Below are 25455 nucleotides of genomic sequence, written 5' to 3'. Positions count from 1 at the left end.
GACGCCAACAGCAATGGCGAGATGTACCCCGACCAGTCGCTGTACTCGGTGGACTCGGTGCCCAAGGTCGTCAAGAAGATCAATGCCACCTTCGCCCGCGCCGACCAGATCCAATGGTCCGAAGGCAAGAACGACATTGACTATTTCGCCCCCATCGTGGCCGATGCCGAAGCTGGTTTCGGCGGTGTGCTGAACGCTTTCGAATTGATGAAGGCCATGATCGAAGCCGGCGCCGCAGGCGTTCACTTCGAAGACCAGTTGGCCGCCGCCAAGAAGTGCGGTCATATGGGCGGCAAGGTTTTGGTGCCTACCCGTGAAGCCGTGTCCAAGCTGGTCGCCGCACGTTTGGCTGCTGACGTGATGGGCACGCCCACCGTCTTGCTGGCCCGTACCGACGCTGAAGCCGGCGACCTGGTGACCAGCGATATCGACGACAACGACAAGCCTTTCTGCACCGGCGAGCGCACCGTCGAAGGCTTCTTCCGTACCCGCAACGGTATTGATCAAGCCATCAGCCGCGGCCTGGCCTATGCCCCCTACGCCGACATGATCTGGTGCGAAACCGGCAAGCCGGACCTGGCCTTCGCCAAGCAGTTCGCTGACGCCATCCACGCCAAGTTCCCCGGCAAGCTGCTGGCCTACAACTGCAGCCCCAGCTTCAACTGGAAGAAGAACCTGGACGATGCCACCATCGCCAGGTTCCAGCGCGAGCTCGGCGCCATGGGCTACAAGTTCCAGTTCATCACGCTGGCCGGCTTCCACAGCCTGAACTACTCGATGTTCAACCTGGCCTATGGCTACGCTCGCAACAATATGAGCGCCTTCGTCGAGTTGCAAGAAGCCGAGTTCGCCGCCGCTGAGAAGGGCTTCACCGCCGTCAAGCATCAGCGCGAGGTCGGAACGGGTTACTTCGACGCCGTCACCACCACCATCGAGCGCGAAGCCTCGACCGCCGCCTTGAAGGGTTCCACCGAAGACGAGCAGTTCTTCGAAGCTAAGCATGGTTGATTGAGGTCTGCCCGCCATGAAAGCCCGGCCTTAGGCCGGGTTTTTTTTGGCCTTTCGTCTTGGCCGTCGAAGGAACTTGCTATGGGTGCGGGTATGCAGCCGCCCATCGATGCAATGCCTCTGCACTGAAGTCCGTTTTCACATCTATCCCAAGATGCTTTGGGTACCCGTCCTGAGTATGATGCCGCTCAGGCAAGAGGTCAGCCTTTTCTGCGGACAGCTTGCAATGGGGTGACACACCCGAAGCCGGAGAGAGATCAGTGTGAAGACGCGGGTTTGGAGCTTTCTTTTCTGCTTGGGCTGCTGCTGGCTGGGCCCTTCAGGCGCTGCTGCACAGGATTTGAATGCCAGCTGGTCAGTCCTGATGCACGAGTCTTATGGACGAGCTAAGGATCAGTTGGCTCGCGAAATGGGTTCATCCCCAGGCTTGCCGCAGGCCGCAGAGATCTATCGCCGTCGTTTGCAATTGCACGGGCTTTACGAGCGTTACTCTGAAATGCAGGAAGTGCTCCTCGAACTCGAGGGGAGGGCGGAGTTTGCGAGCGACGCCAATTTGCAGATAGAGCGACGGCTGGCTCAATCGCGCATCGACCGAGCCAAAGGTAAAGCCGCCGAGGCGGCGAGAGTGCTGGAGCCCCTGCGCTACAAAGCGAGCAACATTGCGGATCCTGCTGTGCGTCTGGCCGCACAACTGGCCCTGGGGGAGGTTGATGGAGAACTTGGCCAGAATGGCGATGCGACCTTGGCCTTGACTCAATTGATTGAAGACGCCAAACAGATGGAGCGGACCGATTTGGTGGCCGAAGCTTGGATTGCGCTGGCCGCACTCCAACTGGGGATGGGAGACTATCAACAAGCCCTGCATTACCACAAGGAAGCCCTCAAGCAAGCGCCCGATTGGGCCCTGCAAACGCAAACCAAGGCGCGTATGGGCATTGCGCAAATGACCAATATGGTTGGCTCACGGAGCGAAGCCTTTGAACTATTGGCTCCCGTATTGATGCAGTTTCGCGAGAGTCAAAATGTGAAAGGGGAAGCTGACGCTTTGCTGCTGAAAGGCTTTTTCCTCAGTCGCAACAAGCAGCATCAGGCATCCCTGCAGCCCTTGCAGCAAGCTCTGGCGCTGCGCGAATCGCTCAAGCATGAGTCGGGTGTAATCAACAGCCTGACGCACCTCTGTTCGGCACTCGTCGATGTTGGGCGTTTGGAAGAAGGCGCGCAGATGTGCCTGGCCGCAGCGAACCGGGCCGAGTTGACGGACAGTCCCGCGATGCAGTGGGACGCCCAAGCCGAACTCGCCGATGCTTACGCTGCGCTAGGCCAGTTTAAACTGGCCTATCGACACTTAAAGCGCTCGGAGCGGGCCTTGCTTGAGCATTCGAGACTGGATCTGATTGGCAAAACGGCGGCGATACGAGAGAAGTTCGAAACCGATCGGCAGCGCCTGCAAAACGAACAACTATCGGCACGGCTGGCTTACGAGGAGCGCGAGCAGCATCGCCTGATGATCGGATTGCTTGTGTCCGGTGTGTTGCTGGCCTTGTTGACGGCCGCCGGCTTCATGATGACCAAACTCTATTGGAAAGCGAGGGGCTTGGCGCAAGTGGATGGCTTGACCGGTCTGTTGAACCGGCGACGCTTGATGGAGTTGGCCGAGATTGAGTTTGAGAAATCTCGTCGATACGGATCGCCTCTCGCGGTCATCAGCCTGGACTTGGATCACTTCAAGCAGATCAATGATGAGCATGGCCATGCGGTCGGTGATCAGGTACTGAAGAAAATGGCGGCACTTTGCCGTGAAGCCTTGCGACACGGCGATCTCGCCGGTCGCTCCGGCGGTGAGGAATTTCTGCTCTTTTTGCCCCACGCTGACACAGATGCCGCGCTGCACCTCGCCGAGCGCTTGCGCCTTCTGTTTGAGCAACAACTCCAGTTCGCACCAGAATTGCCAGTGACAGCCAGCTTTGGTGTGGCGGTTTACGAGCCAGGGATTGGTTTGGCCGAGATGCTGCAAAAGGCTGACAAGGCGATGTACGCGGCGAAGGCGGATGGGCGAAATCAAGTCAGGCTGGCGGGCGATGCAGCCCGCGCTAGGCCCGGGGGCATGAATGAGTTGAGCCGCGACGCTCAATTGGCGTGAGGCTTGACGCCGCTAGCAGCCGATACCTGTAAAGCTCCGGGAGGTGCGCCCTACGCTTGAATCTTCAGCTAGCGAGCGGCCAATGACGCCAAACAGCGCTCGGATTCGGTCGATTCCTCCACTGGTGTGAAAATCGCAGCTTGGCGCCTAGCCTAAACCCTGGAGTATTTGTTGAGCAGTACCTTGTTGACACCGAAGATGGCGGGCGTCTTGAGCCGCATCCACCGGGCGAATCGGCCGGCTTTCCACAGCCTGAACCCCAAGCAGGCGCGCATCGCTTACCTGATGGGGGCGGAGATTTTGGATCTGCCCCGTGCGCCTTTGGCCCGGGTTGACAATTTGCAAGTCCCTGGTGCCGAAGGCCCGTTGGCGGCAAGGCTGTATGCATCAAGCCTGGAGCCGGGTTTGCCGGTCCTGCTGTACCTGCATGGGGGCGGCTTCACCATTGGCAGCATCGACACCCACGACAGCTTGTGTCGGCAACTGGCCTTGCGCAGTGGTGCGGCGATCCTGTCTCTGAACTACCGGCTGGCGCCCGAGCATCCCTTTCCGGCGGCTGTGGACGATTGTTGGGCGGTGATGTCTTGGCTGGCGCAGGCGGCGAGCAGTTTGGGCTTGGACGGCACGCGCATCGCGGTTGGGGGTGACAGCGCCGGCGGTACCCTGGCGGCAGTGTGTGCCTTGCATGCGCGCGATATTGGCTTGAAGCTGGCTTTGCAACTGCTGATCACGCCGGGCGCGACGGCGCACGCCGATACGCCGTCGCACAAGCTGTTTGCCAACGGTTTTCTCTTGGATTCCGCGTCGATCGAGTGGTTCTTCAATCACTACATTCCGCACCATCACAAGCGGGATTGGCGCTTTGCACCGCTGGAGGCCGAGGATCATGCCAACTTGGCGCCCGCTTGCGTCGTGCTGGCGGAATGCGATCCTCTGGTCGACGAGGGCATTGCCTACGCGGATCGTCTGCGCGCCAATGGCGGCCAAGTTCAGTTGGAACTGTTTCGCGGCGTGACCCACGACTTCATCAAGATGGGGCGGGCCATCCCTGAAGCGCTCAGCGCGCTGGAGGCATGTGCCCAAGCGATTCAAAAAGGATTTCAAGCATGATCAAGGCGCTGGCCCCAAGTGATGCAGACCGGCAGCACCTGCGGCCCGCAGACTTTCGCTTCAGCGAAGCGCTGCGCGTGCGTGCATCTGAGGTTGACGCGCGGAAGATGGTCTTCAATGCGCATTACTTGAGCTACTTTGATGCCGCGCTCGGCGCCTATTGGCGCGCGCTGACCTTGCCTGATATGGAGACCATGAAGGCACTGGACGGTTTCTTGTTGCTTCGAAAGTCGACACTGGACTACCAGGGTTCGGCGCGTTTTGACGATCAACTCGACATCGCCCTGCGCTGCCGTCAAGTCGCCGGCAGCTCCATACAGTTTGATGCCGCCGTGTTTCGTGGCTCCGAGCTGTTGGTTCAAGCTGAGTTGCTCTATGGCTTTGCCGATGCTCAAACCCAAAGCCCCAAGTCGGTGCCTGCCGCATTGCGCCAGGTGATGGAAAACTTTGAGTCGGGTCAGCGTGTCGTGGATGTGAGGCTGGGTGATTGGGCCGAACTCGGTGCTGCGGCCGGCAGCATTCGCCAGACGGTGTTTGTGGAAGAACAAAAAATTCCCGCCGAGATGGAATGGGATTCAGCCGATGCGGGCTGTCTGCATGCCGTGGCTTTCAACCGCCTTGGCATGGCCCTGGCCACCGGCCGTTTGCTCCCGCACGTGCCGGGCGTGGCCAAAATTGGCCGCATGGCGGTGCTGCGCAGCATGCGGGGCGGTCGAATTGGGCGCGAGGTGCTGGAGTCGCTGATGCAGGCGGCGCGCCAGCAAGGCTTTCGGGAAGTGCTCTTGCACGCGCAGATCTCGGCGGCGGGCTTTTATGCCCGGGCCGGCTTTGTGCAGCGCGGGCCGGTATTCGAGGAAGCCGGCATCGGGCATGTGGAGATGGTCAAGGTTTTGTGAAGTCCTGCGGTTCCACGGGTGTCAAGGGCATAGACGGCATTCCGGGCATCAAGGGCCGGAAGCACTCCTGATGGCGTGCCGCAGTGATGAAGGGCGCCAGGGCCTGCGCGACCTGGGCCTCAAGCGCAAACACCGCCTCCTTGGGGCCGCGGTATATCTCCATCCAGGTCAGCAGGGTTGAACCTGACCCGTCAGCCCCCGAGTCTTGGCGCTGCAGCAAGCGCACGCCCGCGGCAAAGCCCAGGTCAAAGGCGCGTCGCGCCTCTTCGGCCTGGGCCGGATCGAGCTTGTAGTAGACGTACAGCTCCACCGTCTCGGTGGTCTGGCTCACTCTGGCTCCGTCAAGGCGTAAGGCAAGGGGCGCGGCTGCAGCAGCGGGCCCTCAATGCTGCCCAGATGCAGGCTGCCCGAGGCAAGGGCGGCAATCTTGGTTTCGGCCAGGATCAAGCTGCGGCCGTCTTTGCTTGCAACATCGGCCACCAAGCCCGCAGGCTGCCCCGGGTCTTCGCTGTGGAAGATCTCTTGGCCGGGCAAGGCTTGTCCCTCCAACTCGTACAAGAAAGTGCGGCGTTTCAGCGTGCCTCGGTACTGGCTGCGTGCGACCACTTCCTGGCCCGGGTAGCAGCCTTTTTTGAAGCTGACCCCACCGAGCAACTCCAGGTTCAGCATCTGCGGCACAAACTGTTCATGGGTAGCTGCGCGCACCCAAGCCAGGCCGCTTTGTAGCGCCAACCATTGCCAGTCGCTGGGGCTGAGCGGGTTCAGCGCCGGGTCGGCGGCTTCTTTGGCCTGCACCATCAAAAATCGCGCTTGAGCGCCAGACTCGGGCAGACGGATGACGGTGGCTTCCCCTTTTTGGCCGAGCGACCAACGGGTTTGCGGGGCGGCATCCCCCAGCCATTGCTCGGCGTCGGTACCGGTCAGGCCCCAAAGCTGCCATTCCCCGCTTGCATCACTGAGCTTGCATTTGGCGCGCAGCACAAACATCGTCAAGCGCTTCAGCAAGCCCGGCAAGACCTCCGCCGGCAGGGCCAGGAGGATTTCTTGTTCGCTGGCCTTCCAGCCGATCATGGTGGCTTGCAAGCGCCCTTTGGCGGAACAAAAACCGGCCAGCCGGGCTTCATTCAGGCCCAGCAAGGCAAAGTCTTGCGTCAGCTGGCTGTTCAGGAACTTGGCGGCGTCTTCGCCGCTGGCACGAATCAGGCCCCAGTCGTTCAGACGAGTGGCTCCGTGGACAGGATTTGAATTCAATGTGTTCATGGGGGCGATTATCATCAGCCCCCCATTCTGGGCCCTGCGATAAGGGCATTGAGGAGCATTGAAAGCAATGAAATATCTGGCCCGGCTGTTGACAGTGCTCTTGCTAGCCGCTGCTGCGGCGCTGGCTGCGGGCTGGTGGTGGTTGCAGGCCCCACTGAGTCTGAGCACACCCTCGGTCGAGTTATCGATTGAGGCCGGCAGCTCGCCTCGTGAGGTGGCGCAGGCTTGGGCCGCAGCGGGAGTGCAGGACGACGCCCGCCTGCTGTATCAGTGGTTTCGCTGGTCGGGCCAGGCGCGGCAGATTCGCGCCGGCAGCTATGAAGTTCACCAGGGTGATACGCCCCGAGACCTGCTGGGCAAGATGGTGCGCGGCGACGAGGTGCTGGAGCAGTTGCGCCTGATCGAAGGCTGGAACTTCCGTCAGATGCGCGCCGCCCTGCGAAAAGCACCGGCCCTCAAGCAGAGCACCGCTCACTTGAGCGAAGCCGAGTTGATGGCCTTGCTGGGGGCGCCGGGGCAGGCCGCCGAAGGGCGCTTCTTTCCTGACACCTATGCCTACAGCCGCGGCGTCAGCGATCTGACCGTGCTCAAGCGTGCCTACCGCGCCATGCAAAAGCATCTGGACAGCGCCTGGGCCGGCCGCAGCGAAGGCCTGCCGCTCAAGACGATGGACGAAGCCTTGATTCTGGCGTCCATCATCGAGAAGGAAACCGGCATCGCGTCGGACCGCAAGCTGGTGTCGGCGGTCTTCATCAATCGGCTTCGCATCGGCATGCTTTTGCAGACCGACCCCACGGTGATTTACGGCTTGGGCGAGGCCTTCGACGGCAATTTGCGCAAGCGTGATTTGCAGACGGACACGCCTTTCAACACCTACACCCGTGGCGGCTTGCCGCCGACGCCGATCGCCATGCCCGGCAAGGCCTCCTTGCTCGCAGCCCTGCATCCGGCGCAAAGCCGGGCCCTGTACTTTGTGGCCCGAGGGGATGGCTCGAGTGAGTTCAGTGAGGACTTGGCCGCGCATAATCGCGCCGTCAACAAATACCAGCGCGGCCGCTGAGGCCGCCATCGAAAGCAGACGTGGCAGGCAGATTCATCAGTTTTGAAGGCATCGACGGCGCCGGAAAGTCGACCCATATCGAAAGCTTGACGGCAAGACTCAAGGCCGCTGGCGCTTCGGTGCTGAACACCCGTGAACCCGGTGGCACGCCCCTGGCGGAAACCTTGCGCGAGTTGTTTTTGCATCAGCCCATGGATAGCTTGACCGAGCTGCTGCTGGTGTTTGCCGGTCGGCGCGATCATCTGCAAACACTGATCGAGCCCGCCTTGGCGGCCGGGCAGACGGTGCTCTGCGATCGCTTCACCGACGCATCTTTTGCCTATCAAGGACATGGTCGTGGCATGGATTTGGCGGTGTTGAGCACCTTGGAACAGTGGGTGCAGGGGACTCGCCAACCTGACCTGACGCTTTGGTTCGATTTGCCGGCTGAGATGGCGGCGCAGCGACGCGCGGCGGCGCGGCAAGCAGATCGCTTTGAGGCCCAAGACCTGGTGTTTTTTGAGCGTGTGCGCGCCGGCTATGCGGCCCGGGCCGCCGCTGCGCCAGAACGCTTTGCCCGCATCGACGCCAGCCTCACGGTGGCCGAGGTGGCCGCACAAATCAATGCTGTGATGGAGTCGCGCGGATGGTGAGCCCGGCCACCGATCGGCCTGACGCCCCCTTGGTTCAGGCCTTGCCCTGGCTGAAGCAGCCGCTGGTGCAGGCGCTCGCCAGTGCTCGTTCGCATGCCTTGCTGGTGCAAGGTCCGGCGGGAGTGGGGCAGTTCGATTTGGCCCTGCTTTTGGCTCAAGCTTGGTTGTGCGAGAACCGGCAGGCGGACGGCAGCGCCTGCGGCGACTGTGCCAGCTGTCATCTGTTCTTGTCGCATACCCATCCCGACTTTCTATTGCTGCTGCCTGACGCCTTGCGCGAGCAGCTGGGTTGGGCGCTGGACGCCGATGTCGGCCGTGATGGTGAACCCAAGGCCAGCAAGACCAAGCCCAGCCGCGAGATCAAGATCGATGCGGTGCGCGCCATGCTCAGTTTCAGCCAAGCCACCTCGGCGCGAGGCCGCGCCAAGGTGGTGGTGGTCTATCCGGCCGAGGCTTTGAACACCGTGGCCGCCAATGCCTTGCTCAAGACCCTGGAAGAGCCCGCTGGCCTCTTGCGCTTTGTGCTGGCCAGCAGCGCCCCGCAAGCTTTGCTGCCCACCATACGCAGCCGCTGCCAACCGCTGCCGCTGGGTTTGCCCGAGCGTGCCGCATCGCTGACCTGGCTGAAACAGCAAGGCGTGGAGGGCGCTGAAGTCTTGTTGGATGCCGCCGGCGGTCGCCCGCAAGAAGCGCGTGACTGGTTTGAAGCTGGCCTACGAGCTGCCGCTTGGCAGCAGTTGCCCCAACGCGTGGCGCGCGGCGAAGCCCAGGCCCTGACTGATTGGCCGCAGCCGCGTGCCATCGACGCTTTGCAGCGCCTGTGCCACGACCTGATCCGGCGTTCGCATGGCGCTGCGCCGAGCTACTTTCCGGCCGAGGCCTTGCCCACGCCCAAACTCAGCGCGCCGCTGCACAGCTGGGACGAGGCGCTGCGCCGGGCTGCCCGGCATGCCGAGCATCCGCTGAACGCGGGCTTGTTGATGGAGTCGCTGGTGGCTCAGGGTCAGCAGGCCTTGCGGGATGCCATGCCCCGGCGGACTTGATCTGAGCTTTGCTCCTGAGCTTTACACCCGCAAGGCTTCGCTACACTTGGCCTCCATGAGCGATCTGCCTTCCAAGACTCCCGCGAACGGGCCTGCCGGCCTGAAAGCCGACCTCCCCACCACCAATGTGCCGGCGGTGGGGCCGCGGCCAAGCGTGATCCAGCTGGTATTCAAGGAGAAGGGCGCCTTGTACGCGGCCTATATGCCGGTCTTCACCGATGGCGGCCTGTTTGTGCCGACCAACCGCGAGTACCGCCTGGGCGAAGACGTCTATTTGCTCTTGGCCCTGCCTGATGACAATCAGCGTTATCCGGTCGCAGGCAAGATCGCTTGGTTGACCCCAGCCAATGCCTCGGGCGGCCGCACCCAGGGTGTGGGCGTGCGCTTTCCTTCGGATGAAAAAAGCCGCCTGATCAAGCTGAAGATCGAAGAAATTCTGGGCACCCAGATTTCGTCTTCCAAGCCCACCCAAACCATCTGATTTGCCGGGCGGGCCGCCGCGTCCGTCTGCTGCTTTCCTTTCCTTCCCTAGGCTGCTTGCTGCCATGTTCATCGATTCCCACTGTCACCTGAGTTTTCCTGAACTGCGCGCCCAGCTGCCCCAGATCCTGGCCGAGATGATGACGGCCCAGGTGGAGCAGGCGATTTGCATCTGCACCACGATGGAAGAGTTTCCGGTGGTGAAGGGCTTGGCTCTCGAGCATGCGCAGCTCTGGGCCACGGTTGGTGTGCATCCCGACAATGAAGAGGTCTACGAGCCCAGCGTTGAAGAGCTGGTCACAGCCGCCGCCGACCCCAAGGTGGTGGCGATTGGCGAAACCGGTTTGGACTATTACCGCTTGAACGGTCGCAGTATCGAGGCCGATATGGAGTGGCAGCGCGAGCGCTTTCGCACCCATATCCGCGCCGCCCGGCAAGCCGCCAAGCCCTTGGTGATCCACACCCGCAGCAGCGCGGCCGACACCTTGCGGGTCTTGGATGAAGAAGGCGGTGAGCAAGCTGGCGGGGTCTTCCACTGCTTCACCGAGAACGTTAACGTGGCCTTGGCCGCCATCGAACGAGGCTATTACGTGTCCTTCTCCGGCATCCTGAGCTTCAAAAACGCGCAAGACTTGCGCGACGTGGCTGCTCAGTTGCCGCTGGAGCGTTTGCTGATCGAGACCGACAGCCCCTACCTCGCCCCCGTGCCTTACCGTGGCCGGACCAATAGCCCGGCTTATGTGCCGCATGTGGCCTCCGCCTTGGCGGCGGTGAAGGGGGTGTCGATTGCCGAGTTGGCCGCGCAGACCAGCGCCAATACCCGGCGCTTGTTTGGTCTGAACTGAGCGCCCGGTTCTGGCTGTTCTATTGCTCTCTTGGTTCGCACCCATGAACAAGTCCAAAACGCGTGTTCTTCTCCTCGCTGCTTTGTTGAGTGGCATGGCGGTCCAGGCCGCGCCCATCGATGATTTGGTGATGGCCGCCGAGTTGGATGATGGCTATAACGTCACCCGCTTGCTGCTGCGAGGCATCGACCCCAACGTCAAAGATGCACGGGGTCGCTTGGCGCTCGATATCGCCATGCGTGAAGACTCCAGCAAGGCCATGGACAGCCTGCTGAACGCCCCCACGCTCGATGTGAACAGTCCCAATGCCAAGGGCGAAACCCCACTGATGTTGGCGGCATTGAAAGGGCGGCTGGACTGGGTGCAGAAACTGGTGAAGCGCGGCGCTGCCGTGAATCGCGAAGGCTGGACTCCCTTGCACTACGCCTGCAGCGGCCCTGACAACGGCGTAGCTGCTTGGTTGCTGAGGCAGGGCGCCGCCATCAATGCCCGCTCGCCCAATGGCAGCACGCCCTTGATGCTGGCGGCCGGCTATGGTGCCATTGACCTGCCGGCGCTGCTGCTCAAGGCTGGCGCCGATGGTTCGCTGCGCAATCAGCAAGGCTTGGCTGCGGCGGACTTTGCCATCAAGGCCGGGCGCGATGTCGTGCATCAAAAGCTAATGCCTCAATTGCGCTGATGGCGCAGATGGCCGCGACCGCCTTACAAAAGGCACACGCCACACCAGCAGTGGCGTAAGACTTTGCCTGACACGCGCTTTGGCCGCCCCCCGACTAGGTCGCCAAGGCCAGACTCCCTACAGTGGCTTACATCCTGAAACGAAAGCCCAACGGAGTCTCATCATGCTGAATACCCAAATCGCCAGCCCCTTCGCCATGCTGCTCAACCCCGAGCAAGTGCTCCGCGCCATGGAACATTCGGACCGTTTGAATCGCCTGCACAGCCGCGTCTATCGTCCGCTGGACAAGCCGCTGATCGCCAAGAACAAGCTGGCCGACGCCGACTTCGATCGCATGGTTGACGAAGCCGAAGAAGAAGATCTGAGCTGCGTGGACGAGCAAGACATCGTCAACGCCTGAGCGCCTAGCTCGTACGGCAGTGGTTCAAGTCAACCAACAGCCGTTCACGGACCGAACGATAGAAGTGGGGCACCGCCGCCATCGCCGCTTGGGCGAACGCAGTGCAGCGTTGAGCACGCTTTGAAACGTCCGGCTCTTTTTGCAACTCTTCTTCCAAGACCCGCCACTCGGTGGATCTTTCGGCCTCAAAGGCCTCGCGCATCTCGCGCAACAGTGGCAGCGCCTGCTGAAAGCGCAGCTGCATCAGATTGTCGACAAACTCGATGCACCAGCGCGCCGAGCCTTCGTCGAAGCGCTGAGGCTCGTAACTGCTGAAGCACGCGTCTAGCGCCTCTATGCCCAGATGCATGGGCACCCAGGTGCTGACCAAGGGGTTGCCCAAGGCCAGCCAATAGACACCGGCGATGTCTTCGGGCAGATCTTGCCTCAGCTGACAGATGCCGCTGTAGTAACCAAAATGCCGGGCCACCGGCCGTCTATGCGTCAGCCGCAGCAAGCGACGCTGATCCGGGCTGGGGAAGGGCGTGGCCAAAGGGCTTTTGCTGACTTGACCATTCGCATCGGGTACCTGCCAAGCTGGCTGGGCGGTGATGTCGTAAATCGTTCCCTCAAAGGTGGAGCGATGAAAATTCATCACATCTTGCAGTGAGAGTCGCCGCTCAGGCTGGACCGAGAACGGGTAGATTTCCAGCGGCTCGACCACCTGGTGATAGGCATCCAAGCAGTCCATGGCGTCGCTGCCCAGGCGCCGTTCCGGCCAGGGCCGCAGATTCGGCGCCACATCGGAATAAAAAAGCCACAGCCTTGAGCTGGCCCATTCGCGCGGCAAAGGGATATAGGCCTGGCGCCAATCAAAGCGCTGACCCGAGCTTGGTGTGTACCAGCCGCGTGCTTCGGCATAACCCTGCACATGGGCGCAGGCCAGCAGATTGGCGCGGTCGTCCAAATCCAGTTCGCGCAAAACACTCCAGTTGGCGACGATCAAGACATGGTCGGCTGGCATGCGCTGCGCCGCCCAGATGGCACCCGGATCGCCACTGGCCTTGCGCCATCCTTGGCCCACGCCCAGCAGCTCCATCACCCAGACTTCTTCGGGATCGGCAATGCAGAGCAGCTCGCTGCCATCTCCGCAGGAGCTGAGAAAGCCATGGGCCTCCATCAGCGCACCAATCAAGACCACCGCCTCGCGCGCCTTGCGGCAGCGTTGCAGGGCGAAGACCATGACCTGCTCGACCGTCATGATTTGCTCGCCCTGGCCGCGCTCGCAGCGCAGTTCGGGGCGTTGCGAGGTGGTGCTCTCGGCAATGGCCAGCTGGTGCTCGTTGATATGCGAATAGGCCGAGTGAAAGTAGGCGTAGGTGTGCGCCACTTGTTCGATCTCGCCAATCACCTCGCCGAAATAGTCAAGATCTGGCCGTGTGATCTCTTGCAAGCCGAAGTGCACCGGAGCCTTGGTGCCCGGCGGATGGTCTTGGGCCGCAATCTTGCGCACGCGAGAGTCTTGGCCAGCATCGGAGTGGCTCAGCAAGGTGGAGCCATCCACGCTGGCCTGGGGGCCGATGGCAATCACGGTACACATGCGAGCAAACCTCCGCTTCTTTGCGCTCAGACCGGGCGCGCCAACAACTCAGTCAACCAGGCGGCGAACTCGGCGTCAAAGCTGCTGTCCCATTGCTTTACCAAGGCCTGGTAGCGAGGATAGTCGCCCACGCGGGTCAGGCTGAGCATTTGCTCGATTTCAGTGCGGTGGCGTTCCATCATGAAGCGCACCGCCAAATAGCCCCAGCTGTAGACGCGCGCTTCGCCGGTATTGGCCTCATAGCCGGTGTCAAACAACTGGCTGAGCGCAAAGGTCTTGGCTGTGGCGGCCTCGCGCTGGCGAGCGCTGAGTTTGTCGCCATGGGCGATGTACTCGGCCACGCCTTCGGTCCACCAGACCAAGTAAGGCGTGAGCGGTGCGGGGCGAGCGCAGTTCTCCGGTGGCGAATGCGAGTCATGCAAAACAGCGCAGAAGTCGCCGTGCAGATTGAAGCGGCCATCGAGGTAATGCACATACTCATGCGCCAGATTGCGCACGCTGCCGTCCTTGCGCTGGTTGGCAATGAACTCCGCTTGGTTGCCGGGCTGGTCGGGCAGACCTTCCAGATACATGCCGCCGTTGTCGATGGGCATATTGAAATGCTGGCCGGCATAGCGGCTGAAGTCTTCGTTCGAGGCATAGATACTGGCGCGCAGCGAATGGTTCAGGTCGCCCTTGACCGGTCGCCCCAAGGTCTTGAAGACGCTGTGAAAGCGTTGCTCTACCAGCGCCAACTCTGAGCAGATGGCGGCTTCTTGGCTGGTGTTGAGCGCTTGCGAACGCAGGCTCAAGGAGTCGCTGCAGCGGTGGCTGCGGTTCAAGATCTGATCGACCGAGCCTGCGACTGGCGCAGGCGTAGATGACGATGTAGGTGAGACCGAGCTGCATGCGCTCAGCAGCAATGCCGCTGCTGCGAGCAAGCCAGCAGAAATGGAGGGCAGGGCAGGCATGGACATGGCGCTTCAGGCTTGCAGATAAGTGGTTTTGACCGTGGTGAAAAACTCAGCGGCATACGTGCCTTGCTCGCGAGAGCCCATGCTGGAAGCCTTGCGGCCGCCGAAGGGCACGTGGTAATCCACCCCAGCCGTGGGCACATTGACCATCACCATGCCGGCCTGGGCGTGACGCTTGAAATGCGTGGCATGTTTGAGCGATGTGGTGCAGATGCCGCTGGACAAACCAAACGGTGTGTCGTTCGCCAAACTCAGCGCATGCTCATAGTTATCGGCCGGGATGACGCTGGCCACCGGACCGAAGATCTCTTCTTGGCAATGCTGCATGCGGTTGTCGCAGTCGGCAAACAAAGCTGGGCTGAGGAAGTGGCCCGGCGTGTCGGCCTTCAACTGCTCGCCGCCGCAGATGTGGCGCGCGCCTTCAGCCTTGGCCATGGCGATATAGTGCAGGTCTTGGGCCAGCTGGCTTTCATCGACGACGGGGCCGATCTGGGTGTCGGCGGCCAGGGCGTGGCCCACGCGCAAACTCCGAGTGGCTGCTGCCAAACGCTCCAAAAACTGGGCGTAAATGCTTTTTTGAACAATGATGCGCGAGGCTGCGGTGCAGCGTTGGCCGGTCGAGAAGAAAGCGCTCTGCACCACGCAGTTCACGGCCGTGTCCAAGTCCGCATCGTCCAAGACCACGCAGGGGTTCTTGCCACCCATCTCCAACTGGAACTTGGCGCCGCGCTGCACGGCAGCCTGGGCAATGCGCGCACCAGTGCCTTCCGAGCCGGTGAAGCTCAGGCCATCAATGCGGGCATCGCTCAGCAGCGCTTGGCCGACCACCGAGCCCGGCCCCATCACCAGATTGAAGACACCAGCAGGCAGGCCGGAGCGGCTGATGATTTCGCTGATGGCCCAGGCCGAGCCGGGCACCAGCTCTGCTGGTTTGAAAACGACGGCATTGCCATAGGCCAGGGCCGGCGCGATCTTCCAGGCCGGGATGGCTGCAGGGAAGTTCCAAGGTGTGATCAGACCGACCACACCGATCGGTTCGCGCGTCACTTCCACTTCCAAGCCAGGTCGAACCGAAGCGAGCTTGTCGCCGCGAAGACGCAAAGCTTCTTGTGCAAAGAACTTGAAGATGGCACCGGCACGTGCGAATTCACCGATGCCTTCGGGTCGGGTTTTGCCTTCTTCACGCGAGAGCAACTCGCCAAATTCTTCTTTGCGGGCCAGGATTTCGCTGCCAATCTTGTCCAGCACATCGGCTCTTTGCTGCGGGCTGCTGAGACCCCAGGCCGGGGCCCCCGTGTGTGCGGCTTCGATAGCCTGTTCGACCTGGTTCAAGTCCGCCTGGGCGTAGCGGCCAATCTGATCACGGGTGTCGGAGGGGTTGATATTGCTGCGCTGGCTCGGGCCCTCGGCCCATTGTCCGGCGATGTAGTTGGCGTGCATGTGCGTGCTCATGTGTCAAGGCGGGTTCAGTCGATATCAAATCAAGAATATCATAAATATATTAGATGGATTGGCTGCAGGTTTGTGTCGCGCGCCATGCTTACCCACACAATCAAGCGGCAGGCCGAGCGCCCGCGGCGATTCACTTGCCGACATGGGCGCCCGACAGCCTTGCACCTGTCAAGGGCCCGAATTGACGATCACCCGAAAGGATTGCTTCCCATGAAGACGCCACCGTTAAGCAGCCGGGACTTCCAGCCCGAGGTTTTGCAACTCTTTGATCGCTATGTGCACGGCGACCTCAGCCGCCGCGGATTTCTGGACCAAGCCAGTCGCTACGCCGGCAGCGCGGCGGCGGCTACTGCTTTGTTGGCCAGCCTGAGCCCGCAGTTCGCCCAAGCGCAGCAGGTCAAGGCGGACGATGCTCGGCTTCAGACTCGGCGCCTCAGCTTTCCCTCCGTGGAGGGCTCGGGTGAGGTCAAGGGCTATTTGGCCAAACCCGCCGCGGCAAAAGGGCGCTTGCCCACGGTGTTGGTGGTCCATGAAAACCGCGGCTTGAATCCCCATATCGAAGACATCACGCGCCGCCTGGCTTTGGAGGGATTCTTGGCTTTTGCTCCCGACGCCTTGGCACCCCTGGGAGGCTACCCGGGTGACGAAGACAAGGCGCGCGAACTCTTTGGCAAGTTGGACGCCAGCAAGACACGCGCCGATTTTGTCGCCGCAGCCCGAGGCCTGCAGAGCTTTGCCGAAGGCAACGGGCGAGTCGGCGTCCTTGGTTTCTGCTTTGGGGGCAGCATTGCCAACTACCTGGCCACTCAAATGCCTGACTTGTCTGCCGCGGTGCCCTTCTACGGGGGGCAACCGCCCGAAGCAGAAGTGAGCAAGATCAAGGCGCCGCTCTTGATCCATTACGCCGAACAAGATGAGCGGATCAATGTTGGCTGGCCGAAGTACGAGGCCGCGCTGAAGGCCGCTGGCGTTCGCTATGAAGCTCACATCTACCCAGGGACTCAGCACGGTTTCAACAACGACACCACGCCACGCTATGACACTGCGGCTGCCGGCTTAGCCTGGCAACGCACGGTGGCTTTTCTCAAGTCCAATCTAGGCTAGCTCAGTTGGCAGCAATGCCGCCGGTCGCTTGAGTTAGCACAAAGCGGATATCGGCCCGCATTGCGCAAAGGCTTAGGCTCGCCGCGCTGGGGCCTTTTTCTTGAGTGCGCGTGCGGGTCTTTCGGCCTCGCCGGCAGCCTGCATCTGATCCAAGGCGGAGATCGCATCCATCTGCGTGAACAGTCTGAGCAGATAGTCTGGCGCCAGGCTCTGAACCTGCTGGAGCATGCGCGTGGCTAGTGCCTGGCCATTGAGGGGCCCCAAATGCCCGGTAACCGGCGCCTGGAGTTCGGCAATGCTTTGAGCGACGCGGAGCTGGCGCCAGGTGCTGTGGTGGATGCGAACCTGGCGCAACTCTGGGCTCGCATCCAGCTGCAGCAAGGCAAGCAATTCGGCCATCGGATTGCCGAGGCCGGGATAGTGCTGCTTCTGCTGAACCAGCGGCTCTCGCGTCGCACGTTGCTGTAGCTTTGCAATCAGCTTGTCTCGCAGAGCGCCTGGGGGCTGGGCTGCCGCGCGCAGGGCGAGTGCGTGCAACATGCGTCGGCGCACCGGGTCCGCTCGCTGCGAAGCGACCCAATTGACAGGATCTTCGATAGGGCTCACGGCGCAGAAGCAGATGCCGATGCCGATGCAGATTCCGCGGCCGCAGTGGCTCGCCGCGGCCGCGGTGTGGGCGCGATTTCTACGCGACGATTGAGCGCACGCCCCGCCGCAGTGTCATTGGGCGCCACCGGCTGCTGCGATCCGAATGCTGCAGAAAAAACCGCGTCGGGTGGAAGACCGTCCGCCAACAAAGCCCGCGTCACGTTCAGCGCCCGCTTGGCCGAAAGATCCCAGTTGTCGGCGAACTGCATGCCCGCGACGACGCCCCGGTCATCGGTGAAGCCGCTGACCATCAAGATCTCATCGCGTTGCGCGAGGTAGGTGCGCAGCGGCGTTGCCAAGGCAGCGAGTAGCGCACGGCCCTCGGCAAGCAACTGGTCCGAGCCCGTTGCAAAGAGCACCGCGCTGTTGATGCCAATTCGGCCCTCCACCAGCGTGATACGGCCATCCGCCAGCGGGCCCGCCAGGGCGCGTTCCAGGGCTTCCCGGCGGTTCTGCTCGGCGATGCGCTGCTGAACTTCGGCTTGCAACTGAGTGGCGAGATCCAACTGCCCGACCAAGGCAGCAGCAAGTACCAAAACAAAGGCGCCCAGCACGCCGGCCATCAAGTCACCGAAGGCCGCCCAAGCGGAAGCGCCTGTGCCCTCATGCTCATATTCCAGTTGCTCATCCATGGCGTGCGGCGCCTTGCAGCGCATCCAGGATTTGCTTTTGCGAGCCCAGGCACAAGTCGATGACTTCGCGGGCCTGCGCCACGTAGTAACCCAGCTGTTCGTCGCTTCGCGTGATCGACGCCGACAGGCGCTCTTCAAGCGCAGCGAGGTGCTGCATGAGTTGCGCATTAGCCCCCTGGAACTGCTCAATGGCCTCGCCAAAGCCTTCGCCCACGCTGGCGACGTCGGCAGCGCTGGCCGCTAAGTTTGTGGCCGCCTCGGCGAGCGCTTGGCCCGAGGTCTCCGCAAAGCTTGTGAAGCGCTGGCCCAAGGCCTCGATCTGAATGGCCGAACGATCCACCAGCGAATCAATGGCGGCGCGCTGTTCCCCTGCTGCTTGTTGCAGCGACGCCAGCAGCGTCGACACCGTTCCCATCAGCTCAGTCCGTTCCAGCAGTGCCGCGCGGTCCTGGGCCTGGCTTTGGGCGAGCTGCTCTCGCAGGGCGCTGACGACTTCGACGGCTGCGCGTGGCGCGGCACCCGCCGCTTGCAACACGGCGCCGGCCTCAGCCAGGGTCTTTTGAGAATAGGACTCGGCCTGTTCGACCAGACTGCGCGTGTTAGCCAACAAATCGTCGGCCAGCACTTGTTGCTGCTGCAACTGTGCGGCACCGACCGATGCCAGCTCAGCGCGCCATGCCGCAAGCTGCTGCGCGTCGCTGGACTCCTTGCTCGCCTGCAATCGAGTGAAGGCATCGGCGAGGGCCGTGACGCCGGCCTGGGTCTGCTCGGCACCTAGGCGGGTGATCTCGGTCAAGGTCTGTCGCGCACGCGCTTCGCTGTCGCGCAGCATTTGCAGAGCTTCCTCGCGCTGCGTGGACAGCAAGTGCTCGACGCCTTCGCGCTGTGTGCTGATGGCTCTCGCGTCGGCCAAGGCCTCGGCGCGGCGTTGCGCATCGAGCTCGGCCAGCAGGGCGAGTTGTCGGGCATGCCCATCCGAGACACGGTCCAGCAGGACCTGCGTCTGCGTGGCGAACTGCTGAGCGGCTTGGGCCACAAGTTCTCGCGCTGCGCTCTGTTGCTCGGTGAGCGCGTCAAGATGAGCTTGAAGCGCAGCCCATCGCGCTTGATCTGCTTGCGCCTGCGCCGCTTGGTGGCGTGTGGCCATCGCGTCGATCGCTGTGAGCATCGCTTGCGAATCCGAGGCCGAGCGCTGTGCTTGGAGTTCGCTGGCGCGCTGCGAGGCCGCGCCCGCGTCTTCTAGGAACTGCAGCGCGAGTTCCCGCTGCTCTCGCAGCGCGGTGGATTGCGCCTGTGCAGCTTGGCCATGGTGATGAGCAATGCGCTCGGCACCCTCCTCAAAGCTGCGGCCGAGCGCGCTCAACTGATCATGCACCGTCGAGCCGACGCGCTCATGCAAGGATGCGGCTTCCTGTGCGATGGCGGCCATCGCCGCCGTGGCTGCGGGCTCAATTGCAGCGCCTGCCTCACGAGCCGCTTCTACCAAGCTGCTGCGCAGGGTGGCGTCGACACTGCTGGCCAACGCGGCATAGGCTTGGCTGGTTTCGCAGTGGAAGCGGCTGTTTTGGGCGGACAGTTGCTCAGCAATGCGCTCGGTGAATTGCTGGAGCAGGGTGACCATCTCCAGTTGCTTGGAGTTCTCGCGCTCCGTCGCCGCTGCATGCAGGGCTTGCTGCTCAATCTCGCGCCGATATGCAGCCGTCAGCGGCCGCAGGCGCCCCAACAGAGCGACATCCAGCAGCGCACCACAGGCCGCGCGCTCCCTGCGAGCCAGGGCCACCATGAGACCCAACATGGCGGAGCCGGCGACGCCGGCTACGCTGGCACTGAAGGCCAAGCCAAGTCCCTGGATCGGCGCACCCAGCGCAGAGCGCAAAGCGGTCAGGTCAGCGGAAGCGCCTAGTGCGCTGGCCGTCGTACTCAAGGTGATGACCAAGCCAATGAAGGTGCCAAGCATGCCCAACAGCACCAGCAGCCCTGCAAGCGCTGGCGCCAAGGCCAAGCCTGGCAGGGCGACGCGCTGGCCATCCAGACGCATCTGTGCAGCACTGCGCAGGGTGACCGGCACAGAGAGAATCCAATCGGCATTCACTTCGCGCTCTGTGGCCGCAGCCAAAGCACGGCTGTCCCGCCGAAAAGCCGCCAGCTCCCATGCGCCGATGACGAAAAAGACAGCGATCAACACCGCCATGGCCAGTGCAATGGGGTGATTTTTTGCGGCGGCCAACCCGGCGCCGGCGATGCCGGCCAGACCGGCCGCCATAGCGATAGGGTAGAGGGCGTTGAGAGATCGGTTCATGAGGGACTGTGGGTGCTCAAGGCCTCAATAAGGCCCAGCACAGGTTGAAGTTTTTGATCCAGCTCGGCCCGCAACAATCGTTGCAGGTCTGTCCGGAGACGGGTGCGCCAACGAAGCGGATCTTCGGCGTAGTGTTTCTGCGCTCGCGCCTCCAGCACGGCAGAAAGCCCAGCCATGGCGCGCAATTGGGGCGTTTCCATGGCTCGCTCGATGTATTCGTCCAACTGAGCAAGGCGTGTGAGTTGCTCGGATGCGCGCGCAAGGTCGGCTCGCAGGCGTATTCGGAACGTGGAGGTGCGGCTTTTGATCAGCCGCTGCTGCTGTGCGAAATGCTGCAAATAGGGTGCAAGCAGTTCCGTGAGTGTTGCGCCATCGGCTTTCGGTTCGGACTCAGAGGCCAACTCGATGAGATTGAAGCTCGAAACCAATTCGGCCTGCATCTGCTCCAGATCGGCGCTGGCCCCATGCATAGCCTTGATGCGAGCGGCCTCAGAAGCCGCTTTCCCTGGAGGCGTGGTCAACACTTGGGCGATCTCGATTGCATCCGCCCACCCGAACCAGGACCCCAGCCGTTCAGCTGCCGGTGGCGGTGAGCCTGGCGTGATGCCCCATTGCCGTAGCAGCCGAGACAGTGACTCGGGGGGAGAAGGCGGTAGCGGCTTGGAAATGGGGTGCATTCGGGGAAGCCGACGCCAACTGCTGTTACTGAAAGCCGCGCATTTTAGTGAAGGACTTCAGCATTGCCCGGCCGCCTGGGCCGAAAGCTGCGTTCGCACCTGAAGCGCAGTTCCTGAGACAACACCCGAGCCTCCCGCCACCAGCGGGCACACCAGTCAGCCGCTACCCGGGGCGTCAGTGCATGTTGCCCCGGCGGCTCCGGCATGCGAAGTGCCACCTGCCGCCCATGGCACGCCTGTAGCCACAACAGCGACCACAGCAGCAAACCTGGCCAGTTGGAAGCCTGTCCCTCGGTGTACTTGCTGTGCAAGGGGTAGGCGCCCACAACATGCCTCGACTGAAGTGCCAGCCTTCCCAGGTCTTTCCTGGCAGTTCCTGGTAGCTCATGACCCGAAGCAATCGGATCACAGCGAACGGGACATCGCCGCAGCGCTGCCAGCGATAGACCGTTCTTTCGGAGACTCTCAAATAGGAAGCCAGGGTGGATGCGGTGAAGCCCAAATACCGGTAAAGGGATTTGAGCTTTCTCCCATGTGCGGCACGAGTTTCAAGGCGCTGATCCACCCTTCGTGCAGTTTCACGATTGTTCGAGTCAAGGGAATTAGGGTTCGCTGTTGCGTTTCCTTTTGGAGGGAAAACGGTGAAATTTTTATAAAACCCGTTGCATTTGGATTTGCTAGCTCTGCGTTGCGTTTGCTTTTACTGAAACTTCCAGAGAGCGAGCCGTTTGGATGATCTGATGTTGCGTTTGCTTCGATGGCAAGCGCAAATGAGTGCCGATGTGAGTTCAAGTCATATGACCCCAAAAGGCGGGAATGTGTTTACCCGCAGCACAGGTAATTGCTAAGCTCGAAGCCAAGATTGCTGCGGCGCAAAAACGTAGAAAGACGCCCGAGGCATGAACGGGTCTAAGGGGGCCAATTTATTCCGCCCCGCGCCACAACGTTGCAGCTGGCTACACCGTCTCGAGCACCGAATCAGGCAAGCAGGGTTTGGTGACCGCCTGCTGATTGGTGGATCGGCCTTGAGAAACCAAGTCTGCTCCTCATAGAAAGGGGTAGTTCTCAAATCCTCGGTACCCGCTATGTGCCCATACCGGTCGTTGCCCGGAGGGTATCTGGAACGTCGAAAAGTTGGTTGAGGTCCTTCACAATCAAGACTCAGACCTCGTCTTCTTTGGTGGCGGCGCAGAAAGTGTTCGACTGCGCCGGCTGAAAGTGACCGCACGGGCCGACGAGCGCGGCACAGTGGTTCAGCCTCAAGCCGGCCGCTAGGAGACGGCTCGACGCAGCCGTCCGCACCAGACGGCCGTGATCATTCACGCCCGTCCCATGAGCCTGCTGCTGTGCCTAGCCCTGCCCGGTGGCACTAACTTATGGTCGGCTAGGCGCGCCGCCTGCACCGCGCTTTTCTGGTGTCGGAAAACTTTACACCCGGCGCGACCAGGGCGGCCTCACCGCCATGTACGGCGTGCAAGTGCCTGATTTTATTGAGCATCCAATTCCTGGCTTGATATTTGCTCAATGCGGTGGCACCTCCCAAAATCCCCCCCCAACTTAGTCCAAGACAGCCCCATGATCAACTTCAACTTCAACTTCACGGTTCGTGCCACGGCCGCCGCGGTGCTGGCCCTGTCGGCCATCGCTGCCAGCGCCGCCCCCATTGCCTTCGTTCCGCCGAACGACGCAACAGGGAAGGTCTTTACCACCAATTTCAATGACGCTTGGACTGGGGGGCGAGGCATCGGCTTCAACGTCACATCACAGCAGCACGTCAGCAGCGTCGGCCTCTACCAGAATCTGACCAACATCACGCTGAACTACGGCCTCTACGAGATCAGCGCCGGTTCGGGCAATTTCAGCAGGACGAGCACGGTGGCCTCCGGCGGCGGTTCCGTCACGACCAACGGACTGCAGTGGATCGACTTCACCACGGACGTCAATCTGGCCGTCGGCAAGAACTACCTGCTCGAATTCTCGTTTAATGGCAAATCGAACCAGAACTTCTTCTTCAACAACGCCAACGCGGCTTGGACGCAGGGTGACTTCCGCGCGCTCGAAGGCACCGCTGGAGATAGTTTCGGCAACTCCGTCGTCGGCGCGTTTCGCCTGAACGGGGCGGCGAACCAAGTGCCCGAGCCCGCCTCGCTGGCCCTGGTGGGTGTTGCGCTGGTCGGCCTCGCGCTGGGTCGTCGCCGCACGGCCGGTGCCCGTGCCTGCGAGCCCATCGGCAGCCGCGCCTGAGTCTTTCGTGTCATCCCGGCAGCGCGGCCGCCGGGAGGCACCGCTTTGGCGAGGCAGATCTTGCCTAACTTTGCTGGCAACGCCATCAAGGTTACCAAGAGTGGCCCGATCACATTGCGTGCCAAGCTGCCGGAAGGCTCCCGAGATGAACCGCTCGTGCAGTTCTCGGGCGAAGGCATCGAGATCAAGGCCAAGACCCTTCGGCGCCTGTTCCAGGCGTTCGGACAGGCTGACGCCTTAATCACCCGCAAGTTCGACGGCACAGCACATGAGCTGGCAATTTGCAAGCGGCTGACGCAACGGATGGGTGGCGCGTGCGGCGGAGGAAGCCCGCCCTGCATGGGCTGTACCTCCATGATTCACGGCATGGCAGAAACGAGGCCACGGCAACCAATAGCCCGGCCTCAGCCGAGGCGCTGCTGAGTCGGCGCCTCGGCGAGGCATGGGTATTCTCGCAATGGCGGGTATCAAGTCTCGATTCTGAAGGACACCACCAACTTTCGATGCTCCTGTTGCTTGCAGGTCAACTTCAGCTTTGGGCACGTTGGAGTCGCTCAAAACCGCAGAAACCTGCTCGACGGGACTAGCTTTTGGCCGACGTGGCCACATCTGAATGGGAAGTCAGTTTGAATCGGAACAGGTGCCTCAATTGATCGGAATGACGCCCTAGACTCAAAGCGAACGCATGCGCCGGGCCTGGGCGCGCAACTCGGCGCGGAAGTCTGGGTGGGCAATTGCAATCAGCGCAGCGGCGCGTTGCGCCGCTGACTGCCCTCGCAAGCGCGCCACACCAAACTCGGTCACCACATAGTCCACATCGTTCTTGCTGGTGCTGACATGCGTAGCCGAAGATTGCTGTGCAACAGCAATGTGCACTCTTTGGCCGGCGGCGACGGTTTACTTGGTAGCTTTCAATTTGCGTGCGCCAAACCTGCCTTTTGCTACAAACCCGCGAACAACAGTTCAGCTTGGGCAATTTGTACACGCGGGTTCCCCATGCCTGATCAAGTCCTAATGAAGATCAGCGACGCAATGTTGTTGAGCGCGTACACCAGAACAACACCGAAACAGGCGCCAGACGCTTGGGTGGCTTTTCGCAAGCTTTGATAGGCCGCCAAAAAGATCAGTCCGCTGTAGAAGGCGATGAGGGCCACGCCCCAGCCTTGCTGAAGAGAAAACAAGGCAAACGCCAGAGCGGCAAAAATCGTTGCAAGGTATCGATGGGTGCCGTGTTTTCCTAGCGCAACGAACACCCCGACCATGCCCAGCACTTCGAGCACGGGGAACAGCAGTCCGTAAAGCCCATAGGCTTGCCACACAGGCATTTCTGCGATCTTGATCTCCAGGGCCTGGAACTCCTCAAAGGAAACGCCGGCTTGCAAGAGAGCCCAGGCTATCGCGGTGGATCCCAGTCCTACAAGTATTGGGATCACCACAAGCAGAAACAGACAAGTCTTGAGCCCAGAGGGAGCTCCGACCGCAAGGCCTCCATGGACGCGAAACCTCAGAAGCGAATAGGACATTTACAGCAAAGCCTCAAGCAAAAAACACAGGTCGCTTGGGTTTCCCCAAGAAAGGGTCTATACAGAGCAGCGCCAGTTGTGCTCTGTGTCCTATTGGATGAATCGATCTGGTACCCGGGACGCCCTGACCGAGGCTGTCCACGCGTATGTCGCGGTAACTCGAGTAACAACTCAGAAGTCCGCAAGACCGAGACTTGCCGTCGGGTCGGCGCCGTACTGTCAGTTGGAGGTATGAGCTTGCAACGGTTGCCACCTTGTCTGCGTTGGGGGCGCTGCACTCGATCGCGTCCGACAGGACCGAGCTCTCACAGCTGACAGGGCAGATGTTCGCCTTTTCATGGGCCGCTCACTCTTAAGCATTCTTAAGGGCTGGCGCGTTTGTCGCGGCGGGGGGCAAAGCGCACTCCCAGGTACATCAAGTTATGGGCAACTAGTGGCGCCTGGCCAGCGGCAGCGTCGCGACGCCAAGGGCAGGCCTTTCCTTGACACCCAATGCAGACATGCCCCATCAAGCACTGCGGTCTCTTGATAAATCGATTGAATTTGTCACAGGAGTGAGACTTTTGGGTTCTCTCAAGAATAGCCTCTCATCCTGCGTAAATGGTAAAAATGATACTTATGAAACTCTGATTTTGCAGAGCTTCGTTGTAGTTGCAGGAAGACCATGAACGCACGTTGCTTCAAGACCGTTTTCTCTACCCGCCTCGGGGCTTTGGTGCCTGTCGGTGAGCATGCCGTCGCGCAAGGCAAGGCTGCCAGCGGGGCGAGCCCGAGTGGGCAGGCGTTTGGTG

26 protein-coding genes and 1 pseudogene are annotated in these 25455 nt (G+C 61.5%); 15 read left to right on the top strand and 12 right to left on the bottom strand.

The genetic code is table 11. The features are described from left to right. From aceA to ACOVRJ_RS19210, 4 genes are all read left to right on the top strand, one after another. The coding region (gene aceA / locus ACOVRJ_RS19225; protein ID WP_422045433.1) for an isocitrate lyase at positions 1-1008 on the top strand (1008 nt) is incomplete at its 5' end. A 409-nt stretch (positions 1009-1417) separates the two neighbouring features. Beyond that, positions 1418-3148 carry a diguanylate cyclase gene (locus tag ACOVRJ_RS19220; protein ID WP_422045432.1) on the top strand — a complete coding sequence of 577 codons (1731 nt, stop codon included), beginning with the start codon at positions 1418-1420 and terminating at the stop codon, positions 3146-3148. Positions 3149-3346: 198 nt separating this feature from the next. Next, the gene (locus ACOVRJ_RS19215; RefSeq protein ID WP_422045436.1) at positions 3347-4258 is read left to right on the top strand and encodes an alpha/beta hydrolase; all 912 of its coding nucleotides are present in this window, start codon (positions 3347-3349) and stop codon (positions 4256-4258) included. Then, positions 4255-5154 (top strand): YbgC/FadM family acyl-CoA thioesterase, encoded by a 900-nt coding sequence (locus tag ACOVRJ_RS19210; protein WP_422045431.1) that lies wholly within the window; start codon positions 4255-4257, stop codon positions 5152-5154. The genes ACOVRJ_RS19215 and ACOVRJ_RS19210 overlap by 4 nt, the downstream gene beginning before the upstream one ends. Here ACOVRJ_RS19210 and ACOVRJ_RS19205 read toward each other — a convergent pair. Together ACOVRJ_RS19205 and ACOVRJ_RS19200 are read right to left on the bottom strand one after the other, a co-directional pair. Further along, the gene (locus tag ACOVRJ_RS19205; protein ID WP_422045430.1) at positions 5141-5485 is read right to left on the bottom strand and encodes a DUF4936 family protein; all 345 of its coding nucleotides are present in this window, start codon (positions 5483-5485) and stop codon (positions 5141-5143) included. The two genes, ACOVRJ_RS19210 and ACOVRJ_RS19205, sit on opposite strands and share 14 nt — an antisense overlap. Then, positions 5482-6414, bottom strand: a complete 933-nt coding sequence (locus tag ACOVRJ_RS19200; protein WP_422045429.1) for a YgfZ/GcvT domain-containing protein — start codon at positions 6412-6414, stop codon at positions 5482-5484. Before ACOVRJ_RS19200 ends, ACOVRJ_RS19205 begins: the two co-directional genes overlap by 4 nt. Before the next feature lie 67 nt (positions 6415-6481). On the opposite strand from ACOVRJ_RS19200, the gene mltG reads away from it, so the two are divergent. The 7 genes from mltG (at position 6482) to ACOVRJ_RS19165 (ending at position 11553) form a co-directional block, all read left to right on the top strand. Then, complete coding sequence (gene mltG / locus ACOVRJ_RS19195; protein ID WP_422045428.1) at positions 6482-7474, top strand: endolytic transglycosylase MltG; 993 nt, start codon at positions 6482-6484, stop codon at positions 7472-7474. A 20-nt stretch (positions 7475-7494) separates the two neighbouring features. Continuing rightward, positions 7495-8106: a dTMP kinase gene (tmk, locus tag ACOVRJ_RS19190; protein ID WP_422045427.1), complete on the top strand. Its 612-nt coding sequence runs from the start codon at positions 7495-7497 to the stop codon at positions 8104-8106. After that, positions 8100-9149, top strand: a complete 1050-nt coding sequence (gene holB, locus ACOVRJ_RS19185; protein ID WP_422045426.1) for a DNA polymerase III subunit delta' — start codon at positions 8100-8102, stop codon at positions 9147-9149. The genes tmk and holB overlap by 7 nt, the downstream gene beginning before the upstream one ends. Positions 9150-9204: 55 nt before the next feature. Next, positions 9205-9630: a PilZ domain-containing protein gene (locus ACOVRJ_RS19180; RefSeq protein WP_263536316.1), complete on the top strand. Its 426-nt coding sequence runs from the start codon at positions 9205-9207 to the stop codon at positions 9628-9630. A gap of 64 nt (positions 9631-9694) precedes the next feature. Continuing rightward, entirely contained in the window at positions 9695-10474 is a 780-nt protein-coding gene (locus ACOVRJ_RS19175; RefSeq protein ID WP_422045425.1) for a TatD family hydrolase, read from the top strand. A 43-nt stretch (positions 10475-10517) separates the two neighbouring features. After that, positions 10518-11153 (top strand): ankyrin repeat domain-containing protein, encoded by a 636-nt coding sequence (locus ACOVRJ_RS19170; RefSeq protein WP_422045424.1) that lies wholly within the window; start codon positions 10518-10520, stop codon positions 11151-11153. A 163-nt stretch (positions 11154-11316) separates the two neighbouring features. Further along, entirely contained in the window at positions 11317-11553 is a 237-nt protein-coding gene (locus ACOVRJ_RS19165; protein ID WP_422045423.1) for a hypothetical protein, read from the top strand. Between the two features lie 4 nt (positions 11554-11557). On the opposite strand, the gene ACOVRJ_RS19160 is transcribed toward ACOVRJ_RS19165, so the two are convergent. From ACOVRJ_RS19160 to ACOVRJ_RS19150, 3 genes are read right to left on the bottom strand one after another with little or no spacing between them, the layout of a single operon-like run. Then, positions 11558-13132, bottom strand: coding sequence for a dipeptidase (locus ACOVRJ_RS19160; RefSeq protein WP_422045422.1), 1575 nt, complete (start codon positions 13130-13132; stop codon positions 11558-11560). A 26-nt stretch (positions 13133-13158) separates the two neighbouring features. After that, positions 13159-14082 carry a collagenase gene (locus ACOVRJ_RS19155; RefSeq protein ID WP_422045421.1) on the bottom strand — a complete coding sequence of 308 codons (924 nt, stop codon included), beginning with the start codon at positions 14080-14082 and terminating at the stop codon, positions 13159-13161. Between the two features lie 12 nt (positions 14083-14094). Further along, positions 14095-15525, bottom strand: a complete 1431-nt coding sequence (locus ACOVRJ_RS19150) for an aldehyde dehydrogenase family protein (protein ID WP_422045435.1) — start codon at positions 15523-15525, stop codon at positions 14095-14097. Between the two features lie 222 nt (positions 15526-15747). On the opposite strand from ACOVRJ_RS19150, the gene ACOVRJ_RS19145 reads away from it, so the two are divergent. Beyond that, complete coding sequence (locus ACOVRJ_RS19145; RefSeq protein WP_422045420.1) at positions 15748-16641, top strand: dienelactone hydrolase family protein; 894 nt, start codon at positions 15748-15750, stop codon at positions 16639-16641. Positions 16642-16713: 72 nt separating this feature from the next. Here the strand turns inward: ACOVRJ_RS19145 and ACOVRJ_RS19140 are convergent, their stop codons facing one another. The 5 genes from ACOVRJ_RS19140 to ACOVRJ_RS19120 all read right to left on the bottom strand — a co-directional run bounded on the left by ACOVRJ_RS19140 (position 16714) and on the right by ACOVRJ_RS19120 (position 21462). Next, a complete protein-coding gene (locus ACOVRJ_RS19140; protein ID WP_422045419.1) occupies positions 16714-17181 on the bottom strand; it encodes a DUF2894 domain-containing protein in 468 nt (155 codons plus the stop codon). 62 nt (positions 17182-17243) lie between these two features. Then, the gene (locus ACOVRJ_RS19135) at positions 17244-17921 is read right to left on the bottom strand and encodes an OmpA family protein (protein WP_422045418.1); all 678 of its coding nucleotides are present in this window, start codon (positions 17919-17921) and stop codon (positions 17244-17246) included. After that, positions 17914-20220: a hypothetical protein gene (locus tag ACOVRJ_RS19130; RefSeq protein WP_422045417.1), complete on the bottom strand. Its 2307-nt coding sequence runs from the start codon at positions 20218-20220 to the stop codon at positions 17914-17916. The genes ACOVRJ_RS19135 and ACOVRJ_RS19130 overlap by 8 nt, the downstream gene beginning before the upstream one ends. Further along, a complete protein-coding gene (locus ACOVRJ_RS19125) occupies positions 20217-20897 on the bottom strand; it encodes a DUF3348 family protein (protein WP_422045416.1) in 681 nt (226 codons plus the stop codon). Before ACOVRJ_RS19125 ends, ACOVRJ_RS19130 begins: the two co-directional genes overlap by 4 nt. A 175-nt stretch (positions 20898-21072) precedes the next feature. Next, positions 21073-21462, bottom strand: coding sequence for a helix-turn-helix domain-containing protein (locus ACOVRJ_RS19120; protein WP_422045415.1), 390 nt, complete (start codon positions 21460-21462; stop codon positions 21073-21075). Between the two features lie 1010 nt (positions 21463-22472). On the opposite strand from ACOVRJ_RS19120, the gene ACOVRJ_RS19115 reads away from it, so the two are divergent. Further along, positions 22473-23141, top strand: a complete 669-nt coding sequence (locus tag ACOVRJ_RS19115) for a PEP-CTERM sorting domain-containing protein (RefSeq protein ID WP_422045414.1) — start codon at positions 22473-22475, stop codon at positions 23139-23141. Positions 23142-23201: 60 nt separating this feature from the next. Continuing rightward, on the top strand, positions 23202-23564 hold the full coding sequence (locus ACOVRJ_RS19110; protein ID WP_422045413.1) for an ATP-binding protein: 363 nt from the start codon (positions 23202-23204) through the stop codon (positions 23562-23564). A 249-nt stretch (positions 23565-23813) separates the two neighbouring features. Here ACOVRJ_RS19110 and ACOVRJ_RS19105 read toward each other — a convergent pair. Continuing rightward, positions 23814-23993 (bottom strand): annotated as a pseudogene (locus ACOVRJ_RS19105) (acetyl-CoA hydrolase/transferase C-terminal domain-containing protein); the annotation flags it as partial. A 152-nt stretch (positions 23994-24145) separates the two neighbouring features. Further along, entirely contained in the window at positions 24146-24664 is a 519-nt protein-coding gene (locus ACOVRJ_RS19100; RefSeq protein WP_422045412.1) for a hypothetical protein, read from the bottom strand. Positions 24665-25328: 664 nt separating this feature from the next. Between ACOVRJ_RS19100 and ACOVRJ_RS19095 the strand changes: the two genes are divergently transcribed. After that, the coding region (locus ACOVRJ_RS19095) for an ESPR-type extended signal peptide-containing protein (protein WP_422045434.1) at positions 25329-25455 on the top strand (127 nt) is incomplete at its 3' end.

This window comes from Roseateles sp., assembly GCF_049240545.1.
Taxonomy (GTDB): domain Bacteria; phylum Pseudomonadota; class Gammaproteobacteria; order Burkholderiales; family Burkholderiaceae_C; genus Paucibacter_A.
The sequence above is the reverse complement of the archived record's forward strand: the minus strand, read 5'-3'. Positions and strand labels throughout refer to the sequence as shown.

What these genes read in the sequence shown, in the direction of transcription:
- ACOVRJ_RS19115 (WP_422045414.1), top strand. Translation starts at nt 22,473, where the DNA reads ATGATCAACTTCAACTTCAACTTCACGGTTCGTGCCACGGCCGCCGCG.
- ACOVRJ_RS19155 (WP_422045421.1), bottom strand. Translation starts at nt 14,082, where the DNA reads ATGCCTGCCCTGCCCTCCATTTCTGCTGGCTTGCTCGCAGCAGCGGCA.
- ACOVRJ_RS19160 (WP_422045422.1), bottom strand. Translation starts at nt 13,132, where the DNA reads ATGTGTACCGTGATTGCCATCGGCCCCCAGGCCAGCGTGGATGGCTCC.
- ACOVRJ_RS19200 (WP_422045429.1), bottom strand. Translation starts at nt 6,414, where the DNA reads ATGAACACATTGAATTCAAATCCTGTCCACGGAGCCACTCGTCTGAAC.
- ACOVRJ_RS19125 (WP_422045416.1), bottom strand. Translation starts at nt 20,897, where the DNA reads ATGCACCCCATTTCCAAGCCGCTACCGCCTTCTCCCCCCGAGTCACTG.
- ACOVRJ_RS19145 (WP_422045420.1), top strand. Translation starts at nt 15,748, where the DNA reads ATGAAGACGCCACCGTTAAGCAGCCGGGACTTCCAGCCCGAGGTTTTG.
- ACOVRJ_RS19175 (WP_422045425.1), top strand. Translation starts at nt 9,695, where the DNA reads ATGTTCATCGATTCCCACTGTCACCTGAGTTTTCCTGAACTGCGCGCC.
- ACOVRJ_RS19210 (WP_422045431.1), top strand. Translation starts at nt 4,255, where the DNA reads ATGATCAAGGCGCTGGCCCCAAGTGATGCAGACCGGCAGCACCTGCGG.
- ACOVRJ_RS19170 (WP_422045424.1), top strand. Translation starts at nt 10,518, where the DNA reads ATGAACAAGTCCAAAACGCGTGTTCTTCTCCTCGCTGCTTTGTTGAGT.
- ACOVRJ_RS19215 (WP_422045436.1), top strand. Translation starts at nt 3,347, where the DNA reads ATGGCGGGCGTCTTGAGCCGCATCCACCGGGCGAATCGGCCGGCTTTC.
- mltG (WP_422045428.1), top strand. Translation starts at nt 6,482, where the DNA reads ATGAAATATCTGGCCCGGCTGTTGACAGTGCTCTTGCTAGCCGCTGCT.
- ACOVRJ_RS19165 (WP_422045423.1), top strand. Translation starts at nt 11,317, where the DNA reads ATGCTGAATACCCAAATCGCCAGCCCCTTCGCCATGCTGCTCAACCCC.
- ACOVRJ_RS19135 (WP_422045418.1), bottom strand. Translation starts at nt 17,921, where the DNA reads ATGGATGAGCAACTGGAATATGAGCATGAGGGCACAGGCGCTTCCGCT.
- ACOVRJ_RS19140 (WP_422045419.1), bottom strand. Translation starts at nt 17,181, where the DNA reads ATGTTGCACGCACTCGCCCTGCGCGCGGCAGCCCAGCCCCCAGGCGCT.
- ACOVRJ_RS19130 (WP_422045417.1), bottom strand. Translation starts at nt 20,220, where the DNA reads ATGAACCGATCTCTCAACGCCCTCTACCCTATCGCTATGGCGGCCGGT.
- ACOVRJ_RS19100 (WP_422045412.1), bottom strand. Translation starts at nt 24,664, where the DNA reads ATGTCCTATTCGCTTCTGAGGTTTCGCGTCCATGGAGGCCTTGCGGTC.
- holB (WP_422045426.1), top strand. Translation starts at nt 8,100, where the DNA reads ATGGTGAGCCCGGCCACCGATCGGCCTGACGCCCCCTTGGTTCAGGCC.
- ACOVRJ_RS19150 (WP_422045435.1), bottom strand. Translation starts at nt 15,525, where the DNA reads ATGCACGCCAACTACATCGCCGGACAATGGGCCGAGGGCCCGAGCCAG.
- ACOVRJ_RS19220 (WP_422045432.1), top strand. Translation starts at nt 1,418, where the DNA reads ATGGGTTCATCCCCAGGCTTGCCGCAGGCCGCAGAGATCTATCGCCGT.
- ACOVRJ_RS19180 (WP_263536316.1), top strand. Translation starts at nt 9,205, where the DNA reads ATGAGCGATCTGCCTTCCAAGACTCCCGCGAACGGGCCTGCCGGCCTG.